Here is a 15,114-nt window from a genome sequence, read left to right on the forward strand (position 1 = left end):
TTTAGTTGATGATTGCAGTAACGCGGATCTCAATCCTCATCGTTGGCAGTCCAAGCGCCGCGACTCCTACCTGCGTCCAAATGGGGGCATGATTGGGCATGTAATGGCGATATAGCCTGACCATCACCTCATTAACTTCTGGGGGTAACCCACCAGCATGGTAAGAATTGATATGAACAACATGCTCCCAACCCGCACCAGCAGTTGCCAGGGTTCGCTCTACGTTCCGAAACGCCTGGGCAATCTCGTTCTCAAGCAATTCGGGAATTTGCAGATTGTCATCCCAGCCGCCTTGTCCTGATGTCTCCACGCGATCGCCAATTTTTACGGCTTGCGAGTAATGCAATTCATTCAGCATGTATTTCCCATAACCAGGGGTAACAAAAAACTCGGGCTTATTCATGGTGTTCCTTTTCTTCCAAATTCTTACAATGATTTGTCGAACTCTTATGGTGCAGAGCGAGTTCGTAGGGTCATCCGATTTAGACATCAATGTTCAGAATTCACTTGTCATGCAATCACAATGATTTCTGCAAATAGTAAGACAACGATTAGCCACGAAAACACTTGTAAAATGGCTTCTATTGCCCAGTTCTGACTCTGATCTCCCAGATCATCCAAATAATATTGAATCCAACTCCGAGCGCGAGGTACAGGAAAGTAAAAAAGGTAAGTCGTTTCATTTCTTACTTCAATAGAGGTTATCCTGTGTACCACATACGCACGTATTGAAAGCAAAGGATTCATAATCGGAATCTCTGCTGAAGGGTTCTCGTTCAGTAATCCGAGGCGCAAAATCTTTGCACTGAATTGTTTTATTCACCACCTTAAAACTATAGAGTTGACCCTCACTTTGTACTGGATTACTTCTAAGGACTGGTAAACGGCTTACATTGAATCGCTTTCACATTTCGCCGATAGTTCAACTCTGGCTCGAAGTTAGTGGGACAGAAGACATAAACATTGTCCTGAGATTGGCTAATAACTAAACGGTAGCTGGGTGGAATTCCCTCGGAACCTTCGATCACTTCGATTCTGGGAATCACTTGTGGACTGACTTGAGCGAAGGATAGAGAATTGAACGGTAACAGTACGCCGGACAGAATTGTGATTGTAATTGCGATTATGGTTGTGGTTGAAAGAATCTTTCGGTTCATTAGAAATCTCCTGCGGTTTGTGCTCCTGTACTCAGGATTGTGTAATGTTCCTATTGATTTTGATGAGTAAAGCTTGCATTGTTTTCACCACCATAATTTCAACCCAGTTTCCGACGAAATTAAACTAATCCTATTCGCAATGCAACAACCGCTGCCTGCACCCGATGATTGACACCCAACTTGTTCAAGATTCCACGGACGTGAGTCTTTACCGTGCTCTGACTAAGGTAGAGTATTGTGGCAATTTCAGGATTGCTATGTCCTGCAACAATTAGCTTTAAAACTTCATGCTCTCGACTAGAGAGTTTTGTTGGTGTAATGACAGTTGAAGAAGTGAGTTTTGCTGTGTTCATACATCCTTCCTGAAAATCAACGGTTGATGAATTGTTTCGTCTTCTTTGCGCCAAGCTGGATCAACTAGACAAACGAAAACAAGGGGTTCGTCGCTGTCGTTGTGAAGGAACTGGATGGCATGTGGAGGAATGTAAACCGCATCACCTGGTTCAATGCGGCTCAAGTTCAGGATTTGTGAATTTCGGCAGAGAAAGGGTCACTGATTATTTCTGCTGAAGAAAGTCCAGCAACACGGGATTGACCTGATCAGCTTTAACTTAATGACTTGCAGCAACGATGGCAGTCATCAACTCCGTCGTGTTCCAGCGCCCGCTATACCGACTTCCATTGATAAACAGGGCTGGGGTAGTCGTCACTCCACTTTCTATTCCGCCTTCAATATCTTCATTGATGCGATCGACATGCACTTGCTTAGACAACTCTTTGAGAAATTGAGGAATGTCAAGCCCTAAATCATTGGCGTACTCAACCAGATAACCATTCTCCAACCTTTGTTGATGGTCAAACAAAGTATCGCTCATCAACCAAAACTTTCCTTGGGCAGCGGCGGCTTCGGCGACTTGGGCTGCCCGTTGAGCATGGAGATGAATCTGTGTTTGTGGAAAATGGCGGAAGATGAAGCATAAATAATCTTCTCCAAAAGCAGCACTCAGTTTTTGTTTAATTCCTCTAATCAGCTTGTAAACGTCCGCACTTCTGGAGTCTTGATAATCTCCATACATCACCAGCACGACCCTGGCACTCAGCACACCTTGCATCCAGTCTTGGTTTGAAGGTGGGATAAGTAAGGAACTCTGGCTACGATCGTTGCTCATCTTTCTACATCCGTAGCAGACAGGAAACCTTGCAATTCACTTGCTCGATTCACTTGACTGCATCTCTATTTGCATAAATTCAATATAGGAGATCGCTTTCAAGCCGTCGTCTATAGTGAGTTAACTCTTTTACAGTACAAATTGATAGAGTAACTATGCGATCGCAACGTATAAGGCTGGCTCTAACTTAAGGTAGAATCCGAATTCGATCGAAAGTACAGCCTATAAACTAACAATGCCGCGTTTAACAGCAACAATCACAGCTTGAGTGCGATCGCTCACATCTAACTTATTCAAAATCCGATTGACATGGGATTTAACAGTACCTTCACCGATGCTCAAAGCAGCCGCAATATCGGCGTTACTCATTCCCTGAGCCAACGAGCGGAGTACCGCCAGTTCTCTTTCACTCAGTTCTGGATTGCTGAGCCGCTGTACCAACTTTGCTCCCACATCGGGCGGAATGTACTTCTGACCCCGATGAACGGTACGAATCGCATTGAGAAGCTCGTCCGGTTCAGTTTCTTTCAACAGGTATCCTTTTGCGCCTGCCTGCAATCCTCGATAAATATCTTCGTCACTATCATACGTGGTCAGTACAATAATCCGAGCCGATTTAGCAGCAGTACAAATTACGCCGATGGCAGCAACTCCTTCCACTTCCGGCATTCGCAAATCCATGAGTGTAACATCCGGTTGATGTTCCCCAAATAGCGCGATCGCTTGTTCCCCATTTTCGGCTTGGGCAATCACCTGCATCTCTGGATCACGGTTAATAATCGTGGCTAATCCTTGCCGAAAAATGGCATGATCGTCCGCAATCAGAACCTTAATTGGGGGTGTGGGGTGTGGGGTGTAGGGTGTGGGGTGTGAAGTAGTCAATTGTTATCTGTTCCTCTTTGAAGACTTTGACGAAGACGGTAGAGTAATCGTCCTACGCTTTCACACAAACTCATCAATTCAGTAATGTCATTCATGTAATTTAAGTTATTGGCAAGCAGCAGCAGAGTTTCCAGTTCTTTGAGACTTCCATTGGCAATACCAAGAAACTGGATGTATTCCTTACGATGATTTCGTCCATATCCCTCAGCAATATTGGCAGGCACAGAAACACAAGCTCTACGAATTTGCGAAGTTAATCCATAAATTTCATGCTTAGGCATCACTTCTGTTGCTTGATAAACTGCCTTTGCCAATCGCATTGATACTTTCCAAACCTCCAAATCCCGATAACTCTCTAACTTACCCATACCCCGCCTCCTACACCCTACACCCTCACACCCTACACCCCAACGACTACAATAATCTCTGTTCCCTGCCCAGGTTGACTTCCAATCGTCAGTTGTGCGCCGATGCGCTCTGCCCGTTCGCTCATGCCGAGTAAGCCAAAACCCTCAGAGGCTGGAATATTCCCGACTCCAAAGCCCTGCCCATTGTCTTTCACGCGCAAGCAAACCTGATCGCGATCGTAGATTAGCTCCACTCGAATTTCGTCAGCATTGGCATGTTTAATCGCATTGGTTAAGGCTTCCTGCCCCATCCGCAGTAGGTTACTCTCAACTTCAGTGGGTAGAGAATATACTGCACCCTCGATCTCATAGTATAAAGTGGTATCCATTGCAGCAGTTCTGATTTGAGCGACGAGACGATGGAGAGCACTCTGTAAACTGCCCTCCTCTAGAAGCTGAGGACGAAGTGCACCGACCGATCGCCGTGCTTCAATCAGTCCAGTTCGCGCCAATTCTTTGATCAGGTCTAAGTGTGCCCCAGTTGCTTCTACATCATCCGTTAGCACCTGTTTTGCCGCTCCCACCTGAGCCAGAATGCCTGTAAACGCCTGAGCGAGTGTATCGTGAATTTCACGCGCCATGCGGTTGCGCTCCTCTAAAATTGAGGCTTCTTCTGCTTGCTTCAGCGCCGTAATATCTCGCGCCAGCCAAATCACCTGCTCGTGGCGGAACGGTGCAATGCGAGACGAAATCCAGGTTTCTCGTCCATTCAGAAACATACTGTACTCGACTGTGAGGATTTGTTGGGTTCTCAGCACCTGCTGAATATACCCTAGAAATTCATCGGCTTGTTCCTTTCCGAGTTGATGCATGGTTTTACCAATCATCTCCTCAGTGGGTTGACATTGCAGATGCGGATCCACTACGGTCATTTCGAGGATTTTCCCTTCAGCAGTCAGTACAAATAACGGATCGGGAATGGCTGCAATTAAAGTTCGTAACTCTGTTTCTGAGGCTTGTAGAGCAGCTTCTGCCTGTTTGCGATCGTCGATATCCGTATAAACTCCCAACGCTCGGATGGGTTCACCAGATTCATTCCAGGTAACAATTTTGCCGACAGAAAGAATCCATTTCCACTGACCATCCCGGGTACGCAGGCGATACTCTGCTTGATAGTTGGGGACTTCTCCAGTCATAAAACCACTGTAAACTGCAAACATTGATTCTCTGTCATCAGGATGTAAACTCTCAACCCACCTAGATTTGGTCTCGCGAAATGTTGCTGGATCGTAGCCCAGCATTAAAGCGTATTCTGGGTTAACCACGATTTCTTCAGTTTTGAGATTCATATCGTAGAGTCCCTGATTTGAAGCGGTTAATGCTAAGCGTAGTCGTTCTTCACTCGTTTGTAGAGCCGCTTCTGCTTGTTTGCGTTCGTCTTCGACGCGCTTCGCTTCGCTAATATCTACAACCACCCCTTCGATGTATCCATCGGTTGCATTCAGATAAGAAGAGAAAAGTACCCAAAACAATGTCCCATCTCGTTTCCGCATCTGGGCTTCAAAGTTTCGCACTTCCCCATCCCGCTTCAGCAACTCAAGGAATTGTTGGCGATCGCTGGGATTGGCATAGTAGCCTGCGGTGTGCTCAATCCCAATGATCTCCTCTGGTGAGTCAAAGCCATACAGATTGGCAAAGCGCTGATTGGCATCGAGAAGTAATCCATCTGAGAGGCGGGTTCGGTAGATGCCGACCTGCGAGTTTTCAAAGATAGTTCGGAACTTGGCTTCACTTTGTCGTAACGCAGCAGTTCGTTCTGCGACCTGTTGCTCTAAAGTGCAGTTGTAGTCAGCCAGGAGTTTCTCGGCTTGTTTGCGCTCTGTAATGTCCTGAAACGTAGCGATCGCATAAGTGATATTGCCCTGTTGATCAAAAACGGGTGTTCCCCGTGCCTCAAGTAGAATTGAGACATGATCTCGACGAATTTCTATATCTTCAGTCCTAATGCGTTCGCCCCTTAATGCCCGCACAATAGGCAAGCTCTCCGCTGGATAGATTTGATCCGTTCCCGCTACATAAAGCTGATAAGCCTCTGAGATCTGCTCCGGTGCTAGGGAAGTATCAGTTTCTTTGCCCGTGAGTTGATTGCCGCATTGGTTGATGTAGTAAGGGCAACCCGCCGCATCTACGATCGCAATTCCCACCGGAATCGCTTCAAGGAACTGGGTGATCTTGCTTTCCTTAGCCTGCAGTTCTGAGTAAAGGTTGGCATTTTCGATGGCGATCGCTGCTTGAGTCGATAATAGCTGCAAGACCTGCGATCGCTCTGGTGTAAATACTCCAGCTGCTAACCGATTCTCTAAATACAATACACCGACCAGCTTGGCTTGATTTAGCAGCGGCAAACAGAAAATAGATTGAGGCTGATTCTGTTGAATGTATGGCTCATTAATAAAAGCACCTTCACGAGTCGCATCATTTAAGGTGACAGGCTTCAGAGTCCGAATCACATATTGAATGATTGATTCTGGCAATCGATCGGCAATTGGAATAGACTGCAACACCTGAGTCGCACAAGCATTCTCATCGGCATTGAGTTCACAAGCTGCTTCAATCGACCATTCTCCTGAGTTTTCTAAAATCAGATATCCGGTTTGTGCGCCAGCATTCTCAATTAAAGTTTGCATCAGTAATCGCAGCAGTTGCTTCAGTTCAATTTCACGAGAAATCGCCTGTGAAGCTTTCATCACTGCTGCTAAATCGAAAGTAGTATGGAAGGGATTAGTGATAGTTTCAGCAGTAATAGGAATTGACGTGGAAGCGGCTCTAGACGACTGGGAAAAGAACTGTGGATAGCGAGTTTCTAAATCTTTAACTTTAGCGGTTGCGCCCCAGCGATCGTAGCAATAGTGCGCCTCTTTCATGTAGGTTTGAGCAATTTTCTCTCGACCTCGCGCCAGATAATGTTTAGCCGCTAATTCATACGCTAATGCTTCTTCCTGGATATACTCATGTTCAGCAGCACCTGCGATCGCCCGTTCATAAAACTCTTCAGCCTCAAAGAATTGCCCTGAGACTCGCGCTTTCTCTGCTTCGACTAAATAAAATTTATGGAGATAATTCATTGGGGCATGACTCGCCCATTTTTGCATCTTTTCTTGGTTGGAGCTAACATAACTTAGCCAAGCTGCTTTTTCAGAGTTTGAAGCCTCAAGCGATAGGCTCAAAAGCGCCAGAGAATGATAGAAACAGAATATAGGCAGAACCGTTACTGCTGTCACCTCTTCAAAATGTTGCCCTGCCGAAATAGCAGTCTGTACAGCTTGATGGTGTTCTCCAAATAGATAACACAACATGACTTTGTGCAAATAGAGTATTTGGATTGCAGTTCCATCTTTAATTGCAATAGCGTGTGGCAACGCCTCCTCTTCATTACATAGCCTACCGATTAAGCGACTGGGATTCTCAGCCCTGTCTAGCAAATTAAGAATGGTCTGCCGCAATATTGCCAGCCAATTCGAGGGGCTTTCTCGTCTGATTTGATCGATCGCTTTGCTGTAGGTTGATGTTTTTTGTTCCAGTTGGGTGAGTTCTTCTCCAGCAAGAAACGGGTAATAGCACACGTAATATGCAGTATAACCAGCAGTTTCAAAGTCTCCAGTTTTCACTCCATTTTGATAAGCATCAACCAGCATGGGTATTGTGTTCCTAAGATGCACCTTCCAGTGCATGATATGGACATTCGAAAACATTAAGGTCCTAGCATTTCCTCTGGTATTCAATCGTTCTGCCAAACTGAGAGCCAATTTGCCGAACTCATAACCGAATTCAATATCTTGAACAACTCCACATAGAACAAATCCGTAGCCAGCATAAAACACTGATGACCAGACAGCATTCCCGTAGTTGATTGATAAATTTACCGCTTTGCAAGTAATCAATATAAATAGTGCTGGTGACCTGATAAATGCAGCAGACCTCATACTCGCCAGAATTGACATAGCTGCCAGCGGTTCTGGTGCAGTCATCTCTGTTAAACTAATCAAGTTTTCGATTTCTCGTTCAGCGAGTAATGCAGTCGTTGACTTCAATTCCCTTTGAACATCTGCCTGACTTGGATTTTCTATTAAATCTAGTCCCAAAAGCTTTAACGCTTTTGATCCAGTTTTTAACGCTTCTTTCAGGTTGCCCTGTGACAAATATCCTTGAATTCTGCTGTCGTAAGCCTGCACTTTGTCAACCACTGTCCTAGCGCGATCAAGTACCACTTCTACCAACTGTTCCATCTCATCAAAGCGACCCTGAAGATACGCCGCTTCTGCTGCTTCTGAATACAGCGCTAAGGTCAGCTCATACTCACTCTGCCAACTCTCTGTATCAAGAAGTTGAAGACCTGTAGTGCAATACTTAAAAGCTGCTTCATAAGCCGTTGCTGCCTTTGCTTTCTGACCTGCCATTAAATTCAATCTGGCAATTTCAGTTCGTTCTGATCGAGCAGTGACTAGCTCAAGTCCTTGATTGAGATGATCGATGATTTCAAACAACCGATCAGATCGTTGCTCTGGTGAAGTTTTTTCGAGCAAATTGCGACCGATTTGGAGATGAACCACTTGTTTGCACGACTCATCAATTAGGGCATAAGCGGCTTGTTGAACGCGATCGTGCAGAAACTTGTACTCTCGAACCAACAAATCTTCGTCCAAGTCAGACAAAGGTTGAATTAATCCCGCTTGTATTGCTGCTAGTAGATCCCGGAAAGTCACTTTTGGTGATTTTTCGCAAACGATTCCTTCGGAGTTGCGCTCTGCGCTAAACGCCAACGTTTCTAAATCAAACTCAGCCCCGATACAAGCCGCGATGGAGAGAACTTGCTGTGTTGCTTCCGGCAATTTCTGCAACTGACGCAGCAGCAGATCCACCACATTATCGGTGATATCTTGGGCTTCAATCTCAGCCAGGTTCCACTGCCACCCCCCTTTACTTCCCCCCTTACCAAGGGGGGATTGAGGGAGGGCAAAGGTCAACAGATTTTCGCTATGCAGCAACTTCAAAAATTCACCAACAAAGAAAGGATTGCCCTCGGTTTTACGCAACACAACTTGGGCTAAGGAACGAACGGTGTCAGGATTGCGATGTAATGTCTCAGCCACCAGTTGAGTCAACGGTTCCAGTGTTAAGGGAGTCAAGGTGATTTCCTGAAGTACTGCTCCCTGGTTTCGCAGGCTCTCTAGCGTTAAAACCAACGGATGCATTGGAGTCAGTTTGTTATCTCGGTAGGCTCCGATTAAAAACAGATACTGGATTTGCTCATCCAGTAAGATGAGTTCGATTAACTTCAACGTCGCAGAATCGATCCACTGTAGATCGTCTAAGAAAATGACCAGGGGATGCTCTTTTGCACAAAACGCCCGCACAAACCTTTGAAACGTGAGATTGAAGCGATTCTGTGCTTCTGTTGCTCCAACTTCGGGCACAGGGGGCTGTTTGCCAATGATGAACTCAACTTCGGGAATGACATCTACGATGATTTGTCCATTGTTTCCCAGAGCCGTGAGTAGACGCGATCGCCACACGTCCACTTGCTCATTGGGTTCTCCCAATAGTTGCTGCACCAATTTTTGCAGGGCATCGACGATCGCGCTGTAGGGAATATTGCGCCGGAATTGGTCAAATTTACCCCAGATAAAGTAGCCATTCTTTGCGGTGATCGGTTTATGGAGTTCCTGTACCAATGCTGTTTTGCCAACGCCAGCGTAACCAGAGACCAGCATCATTTCGCTGCATGAGGGTGTAGGGTGGTGGGGTGATGGGGTGTGGGGTGTGGGATCGCCTTCTACTCCTCTACTCTTCCACTCCTCTAACCCTTTACCTCCTGCCACTTGCTCAAACGCCGCCAATAATGCTTCAATCTCCGCGTCTCGCCCATACAGTTTTTGAGGAATGCGAAACTGCTCGGAAACATCTTGCAGTCCCAACGATAGGGCATTAATCTGACCCACTTCTGCCAGTTGCTGGGCACAGCGTTCTAAGTCGGCTTTGATACCCCAGGCACTTTGATAGCGATCCTCCGCATTCTTCGCCATCAGTTTCATCACAATGTCGGAAACTGCTTTAGGAATTGGGGTGGGTAGGGTAGGGTGTGGGGTGTGGGGAAAATCGGTTTGACTCGTATCTTCTATCTCCTGTTTTCTGCCCTCTGCCTTCTGTCCTCTGCTTGTTGCCTCCTGCCCTCCTTGCTCCCCCACCCCCCACGCCCCACCCCCCACAACCCACGCCCCACCCCCCACACCCCTAACTTCGTGTGGAGGAGTCGGCGGTCTAGCAATGTGACAGTGGACTAGTTCCAGGAGATCACTGGTGGGAAACGGCAATTGTCCCGTCAATAGTTCGTAGAAGGTTGCACCCAATGAATAAAAGTCGGTGCGATAGTCGAGCATCCGGTTCATTCGCCCGGTTTGCTCTGGCGACAAATAGGCGGGGGTTCCTTCTAGAAGATGGAGGCTTTTGAATGTGGGATTGGTGCGACTGAAGCGAGTGGCAATGCCAAAATCAATGATTTTGACAACACCAGTCCTCGGATTAAAGACAATGTTGCCAGGATTAATGTCTTTGTGGATGACATGAGCCGCATGAATTTTGCCTAGAGTATCCGTAATGGCGATCGCCATATTCAAAAAAACTGACAGCGGCATGGGACAGAAGTCTGATTGCTGCCGCATCCAGCATTCTAAAGACTCTCCACCAAAGTCTTCCAAAAGAATAACCCGCGTGCGCTGGTAGTCTTGCTGGCTGTATGCCTTGACTACGCCTTCAATATTGAGAGAGCGAGTAATTTCATACTCCTGCCGATAGCGAGTTATTTCCTGAGGAGAAGGATAATCCTGCTTGAGAACTTTGGCGATCACGGCACAGTTATCTTGCTCTCTGATGCCCCGATACACCAGAGAAGCTAAGCTCTCATAAATTTTGCTGTGGATAGTAATTCCAGGCAGGGTCATCATTGAGTGCTCCCCAGATAAAGGACTGTCGTCCGTTTCCCAAAGTATATCGCTTGCAAAACTCCAGAATATAAAGCTTCTTGTGTTGTATGAATGTACTTTCGATCAAATTCGGGTTCTAACTTAAGTTAGAGTCAGCCTTCTACTCCGCGATGGCATGGTTACTCTATCAATTTGCACCGTAAAAAATTTAACTTGCTGTAGGCGACAACTTGAAAGCGACCACCTATATTGAATTTGTGCAACAGTCATGCAAATGGATCGAGCCAGTAAATTGCACGGTTCTATGTTGAAGGCATGAATATTCAAGGTGCAACTGGATTAACGCACACTCAAGCAGCGACGTTGCAAGCATTAGGAGAAGTTTCACGCCTAACATCCCATATACGGCGATCAGGTAGAAAATTTCTGCCTAAGATCCCCCGTGAGGTGATTAGGATTGTGGATTTAATAAAACCGAAGATTTATTTTTGGAAGCGCGGCTCCGCCGCGCTTCCAAAAATAAACTTCCGGGTTTTAATTAATTTGTGCTCCTTAGGGGGAATAGTTCAATATAATCATCCGCCAAGCAGGCATGAGGAAAGCTTAGTTTTTATTTAGACTTCAGCGATCGCCCGATTGTCCACAACACAAACTCCCCAGGAACTGCTTTACAGTTACCTGGAGAGTTAATGGCAACGCCGCACGATCCCTAAAATTTTTCAGGCATTGTTAAGTGTTTGTATTTAATAGCTCTACACCGTATGAATTATCGATCGCACATAACCACTTGCCATCAGCAGACTTTTTGTAGACGTAGATTGCTTCTCGTTCACTAGAAAACTCTGAATCTACTTTTTCAGGAGATTCAATGTAAGTTTTGGATAACACCAATGCTATATCGCCTGCTTCAATAATCACCATGTCACCTTGTGACACACTGAGACTATCGTTGAAGTAGTCAGAAATTCTCTGATGCGCTACTTTAATGGCGTCACGACCTTGTACTAACGTCCCAGGCTTAACGACCAACACGGCTTCTTCTGTATAGCAATTGGCTACCGTATCAAAGTCACGCTGGTTGATTGCTTTGTCAGCTTTTGCTATTTCTTGTTTTAAGGGATGCTCAGTCATATCTTATGTCCTTTGGATGGTTCAACCTTTTTTCAACAGCAACAATAAAACCTATATTACTTTGCGCTCGGATAGATTACATCTGTTGTGTGAGAGCCGTGCGGAGAGCGGTTATCACCTGATAACTTGTACTTCATGCAATCGAAGATTGCTGAATACTTCACACGTTAACTGACACATTCAAACATACCAGAGTTATGCCTCTCTCGCCTATAGCGCTTGGTGTGGGGTGATTCAGTGCGGTTTTGAGGGACGCTCTGCGCTCTTCAACACTGTTTCTGTACTTAATGAACTTGTGCACTGCTGACGCAATGCCCAAAACTTTCAGTTCCGTGTCCTAGAGCTTCCGGTTAATCAGCAAAAAACCTGTATCAAGATTCAGGCATAGCATTTTCAGGAGGTTGTTATTCTCTGCTTAATCTAAATCTATGTTCATAGAAACACGCTGAAAGAATGAAGCCAAGTTTGCCCTTCACCTCTAAAATTGTCAATGCTTAGGATCGTAGTTTGAATAAACCCCCAATTCTTTTTGGGAAAGCGACAGCAGAGCTGTCGCTTTCCCAAAAAGAATTACAGGTCTGTGATCCTGAGGATCACGGATCGGAGCAAACCTAATTCTCTGGAAAGGACAGATTTGCCGCTGCTCTTTCAAAAAGATGAACCGTCAAAACTAGCCTGCCGATTTATTCAACCCATGCCCCTTGCCGTTTGTGCCTTGAAGCTACTCGTCGCTAATGTCTAAAGGAATTGCTACTCCTACCATGCCTCATCGCCCGTCTGGAAGTTCACATCGAGACACAACCGGATTTGTTGGCCGTCGTTGGCTGAACCTGGCGGGGAACATTCTTACGGGATTTTGGATCGTAACGGCGGGAACGATTACAGGACAGGATTTAGGATTAGCGCAATTATTTGAGCGGCAAACTCAAAGTGTTTTCTTTGATCTACGTGGGGTTGTGTCCCCCCCTCCGTCGATTGTGATCTTAGAAATTGACGAAAAATCGATGAATCAACAGCAGTTTTTTCTCGATAATCCAACCCAACGTGCTTATTTGGAACCGATTCAAAGCTGGCCCTGGAAGCGAGTTGCCTACGCGACCGTCATCGATCGCTTACTATCAGCCGGTGCCAGATCGGTATCGCTAGACATTGTGTTTGACAGTCCCAGTCAGTATGGTGCAGCTGATGATCAAGCTTTTGTTGCAGCGTTGCAGCGTCATCGCGATCGCACGGTTTTGGGCGCTCAATATAGCTTGTCAGAGTCTTCGGAAACCGGATTTACGGATCAACTGATCTCTCCCATTCCCCAATTGCAGGTTCAACATCAGTTGACAGGTTCAATCAACTATTTGATTGAAGCCAATGGCAAAATGCATCGGTTGGGCAATCAAGTGCTACTTGAGCATCAACGCTATCTTTCAGCGCAACAAGCCGAAGAATTTAGAAAGCGTATCCCGATCATTCCTAGCTTTGCAGAAGCGACCCTGGATGCGTCTCATATCCAGTATCCTGCTCCTGAAGGCACCCATATTTTTTTCTACGGCCCTGGCTATGTCTTTCCCCATGTTTCTTTTGTCGATGTATTAGATCCAGATACCTGGGACAAGCAATTTCAGTCGGGAGAATTCTTTCGAGACAAGATTGTGATTGTTGGCTCAACGGCCAAGATTTTGCAAGATTTTCATGCCGCGCCGTTTGATCGTCAGGGCGCTCCACTGGCAGGCATTGAGATTCATGCGAATGCGATCGCCACATTGCTAGAAGGTCGATCGATGCGGGATGTGATTCCTCAAGCGCCACTGCGAGGCGTATTTGTGTTGCTGCTGGTGGGTCTTGCGGGGTGGTATACGAGCCGCCCGCAACAACCTTTGCGGCGATGGTTTTGGGGTATGGGTTTGGCGATCGCCTGGATCTGTTTGGGCTATGTCAGCTTTGTCTATGGTCGCGTGATTCTGCCCGTTGCGATTCCTGCCGGTGCGATCGCCCTGAGTGGGTTCTCCCAATTGCTCACGGGCACGGCTAAAGAACAAATGCGCAAAAAACAATTGCGGGAAGCTTTACGCCAGTATGTTACGTCTCCGATTGTGCAAGAAATCATCAGCCAACAAGATGATCTACAAGACCTCTTGCGCGATCGCGAGTTAGCCCTTGCCGGAAAACTATTGAGCAGTCGCTATCGCATTATCCGCGTGCTGGGGTCGGGTGGATTCAGTGAAACCTATGTTTCAGAAGACACCCAGCGTCCGGGCAATCCGTTATGTGTGGTCAAACAACTGCGGGTTACCAGCAACAATCCTAATACTCTGAAAATGGCGAGACGCTTGTTTGCTACTGAAGCCGAGACGTTAGAAAAACTCGGTCAGCACGAACACATTCCCCATTTACTGGCGTGTTTTGAAGAAAACGAAGAGTTTTATCTAGTCCAAGAATTTATTCCGGGGCATCCCCTGCATCAAGAGCTGCTACCCCATCGCCATCTCCCTGAAACAGACGTTCTCAAGTTATTGAATGAATTGTTACTGATTTTAGACTTTGTTCATAGTCAGGGGGTGATTCATCGTGACTTGAAACCATCTAACATCATCCGTCGCAAATCGGATCAACGGTTGGTATTGATTGACTTTGGGATTGCCAAAAAAATTACGACTCAACTTGCCAATGTCGAACACGATGCCAAATTTACAGTTGCGGTCGGCACTCCGGGCTATATGCCCAGTGAACAAGCCGCAGGCAGACCGTTTTTTAATAGTGATATCTATGCTCTCGGCATGATTGGCATTGAAGCATTAACGGGTGGCTCGCCCCATTTATTAAAACAAGACGCCCAAACCGGAAAAATCCTCTGGCGCGACCAGGCGACCCAAGTCAGTTTAGAGTTGGCAGACATTCTCGATAAAATGGTTCAACAAGATTTTACCCAACGCTACTTCTCTGCCAAAGAAGTGCTTGATGATTTAAGAGAGCTTCCCAGTTTTATTTCAGCCCCCTGGGTGAGAATGGGCACCCTTAACGCTACGGCTCCCAATCAGACATCCGTCATAGAACAATTACATACAGAAGCCGATGACTGGGATGCTGATACCCAGATGGTAGATGGATTGGATGCTGACACTCAGACCGTAGCGCTACCCGATGATTGGGACAACGGGTAATCCTCTGGTATTGCTGAATCTCAGCCTGAATTTGCTCCCCCATTGCAGAGTTTTTGATTGTATTTAATGAAGTCTACTTCAGCGATCCTAAATCAGCTGTAGGATAGGTGGATTATGATATAGCGCTACGCATCAGGGTTAGGACGGGGTGCAGGGGTGGAACCCCTGTGTGGGGGCACCGCCCCCACCCCCTAATGTCTTAACTGGATTGCGTAGAACCATACCAATCTTTTAGGAAGTTGCGCCAAACTAGAACCCCCTGTGGTTCCCCCTGGCAAGGGGGACGGCGACAGCCG

At 46.4% G+C, this 15,114-nt stretch carries 8 protein-coding genes and 2 pseudogenes; 1 reads left to right on the plus strand and 9 read right to left on the minus strand.

What is annotated here, in order from left to right:
- Window position 1 precedes the first annotated feature (1 nt).
- From ACR6Z4_RS19950 to ACR6Z4_RS19990, 9 genes and pseudogenes are all read right to left on the minus strand, one after another.
- Window positions 2–403 (minus strand): RidA family protein, encoded by a 402-nt coding sequence (locus tag ACR6Z4_RS19950; protein ID WP_479719070.1) that lies wholly within the window; start codon window positions 401–403, stop codon window positions 2–4.
- Between the two features lie 466 nt (window positions 404–869).
- Entirely contained in the window at window positions 870–1,157 is a 288-nt protein-coding gene (locus ACR6Z4_RS19955) for a hypothetical protein (protein WP_479719071.1), read from the minus strand.
- A 119-nt stretch (window positions 1,158–1,276) separates the two neighbouring features.
- A pseudogene (locus ACR6Z4_RS19960) lies at window positions 1,277–1,462 on the minus strand (helix-turn-helix domain-containing protein); the annotation flags it as partial.
- Window positions 1,463–1,506: 44 nt separating this feature from the next.
- Window positions 1,507–1,668: pseudogene (locus ACR6Z4_RS19965) on the minus strand (cupin domain-containing protein); the annotation flags it as partial.
- A 100-nt stretch (window positions 1,669–1,768) separates the two neighbouring features.
- Complete coding sequence (locus tag ACR6Z4_RS19970) at window positions 1,769–2,326, minus strand: DsbA family protein (RefSeq protein WP_479719072.1); 558 nt, start codon at window positions 2,324–2,326, stop codon at window positions 1,769–1,771.
- A gap of 222 nt (window positions 2,327–2,548) precedes the next feature.
- Window positions 2,549–3,208: a response regulator gene (locus ACR6Z4_RS19975; RefSeq protein WP_479719073.1), complete on the minus strand. Its 660-nt coding sequence runs from the start codon at window positions 3,206–3,208 to the stop codon at window positions 2,549–2,551.
- On the minus strand, window positions 3,205–3,576 hold the full coding sequence (locus ACR6Z4_RS19980; protein ID WP_479719074.1) for a four helix bundle protein: 372 nt from the start codon (window positions 3,574–3,576) through the stop codon (window positions 3,205–3,207). Before ACR6Z4_RS19980 ends, ACR6Z4_RS19975 begins: the two co-directional genes overlap by 4 nt.
- Window positions 3,577–3,608: 32 nt before the next feature.
- Window positions 3,609–10,556, minus strand: coding sequence for a PAS domain S-box protein (locus ACR6Z4_RS19985; RefSeq protein WP_479719075.1), 6,948 nt, complete (start codon window positions 10,554–10,556; stop codon window positions 3,609–3,611).
- A gap of 708 nt (window positions 10,557–11,264) precedes the next feature.
- Window positions 11,265–11,666, minus strand: a complete 402-nt coding sequence (locus ACR6Z4_RS19990; RefSeq protein WP_479719076.1) for a YybH family protein — start codon at window positions 11,664–11,666, stop codon at window positions 11,265–11,267.
- Window positions 11,667–12,400: 734 nt separating this feature from the next.
- Here ACR6Z4_RS19990 and ACR6Z4_RS19995 point away from each other — a divergent pair.
- Window positions 12,401–14,818 carry a CHASE2 domain-containing protein gene (locus ACR6Z4_RS19995; protein ID WP_479719077.1) on the plus strand — a complete coding sequence of 806 codons (2,418 nt, stop codon included), beginning with the start codon at window positions 12,401–12,403 and terminating at the stop codon, window positions 14,816–14,818.
- Window positions 14,819–15,114: the final 296 nt, after the last annotated feature.

The sequence above is a fragment of the Calyptranema fuscum S582 genome (assembly GCF_055793305.1).

Coding starts and splice junctions, on each gene's coding strand:
- ACR6Z4_RS19995 (WP_479719077.1), top strand. CDS start 12,401: ATGTCTAAAGGAATTGCTACTCCTACCATGCCTCATCGCCCGTCTGGA.
- ACR6Z4_RS19985 (WP_479719075.1), bottom strand. CDS start 10,556: ATGATGACCCTGCCTGGAATTACTATCCACAGCAAAATTTATGAGAGC.
- ACR6Z4_RS19970 (WP_479719072.1), bottom strand. CDS start 2,326: ATGAGCAACGATCGTAGCCAGAGTTCCTTACTTATCCCACCTTCAAAC.
- ACR6Z4_RS19955 (WP_479719071.1), bottom strand. CDS start 1,157: ATGAACCGAAAGATTCTTTCAACCACAACCATAATCGCAATTACAATC.
- ACR6Z4_RS19990 (WP_479719076.1), bottom strand. CDS start 11,666: ATGACTGAGCATCCCTTAAAACAAGAAATAGCAAAAGCTGACAAAGCA.
- ACR6Z4_RS19950 (WP_479719070.1), bottom strand. CDS start 403: ATGAATAAGCCCGAGTTTTTTGTTACCCCTGGTTATGGGAAATACATG.
- ACR6Z4_RS19980 (WP_479719074.1), bottom strand. CDS start 3,576: ATGGGTAAGTTAGAGAGTTATCGGGATTTGGAGGTTTGGAAAGTATCA.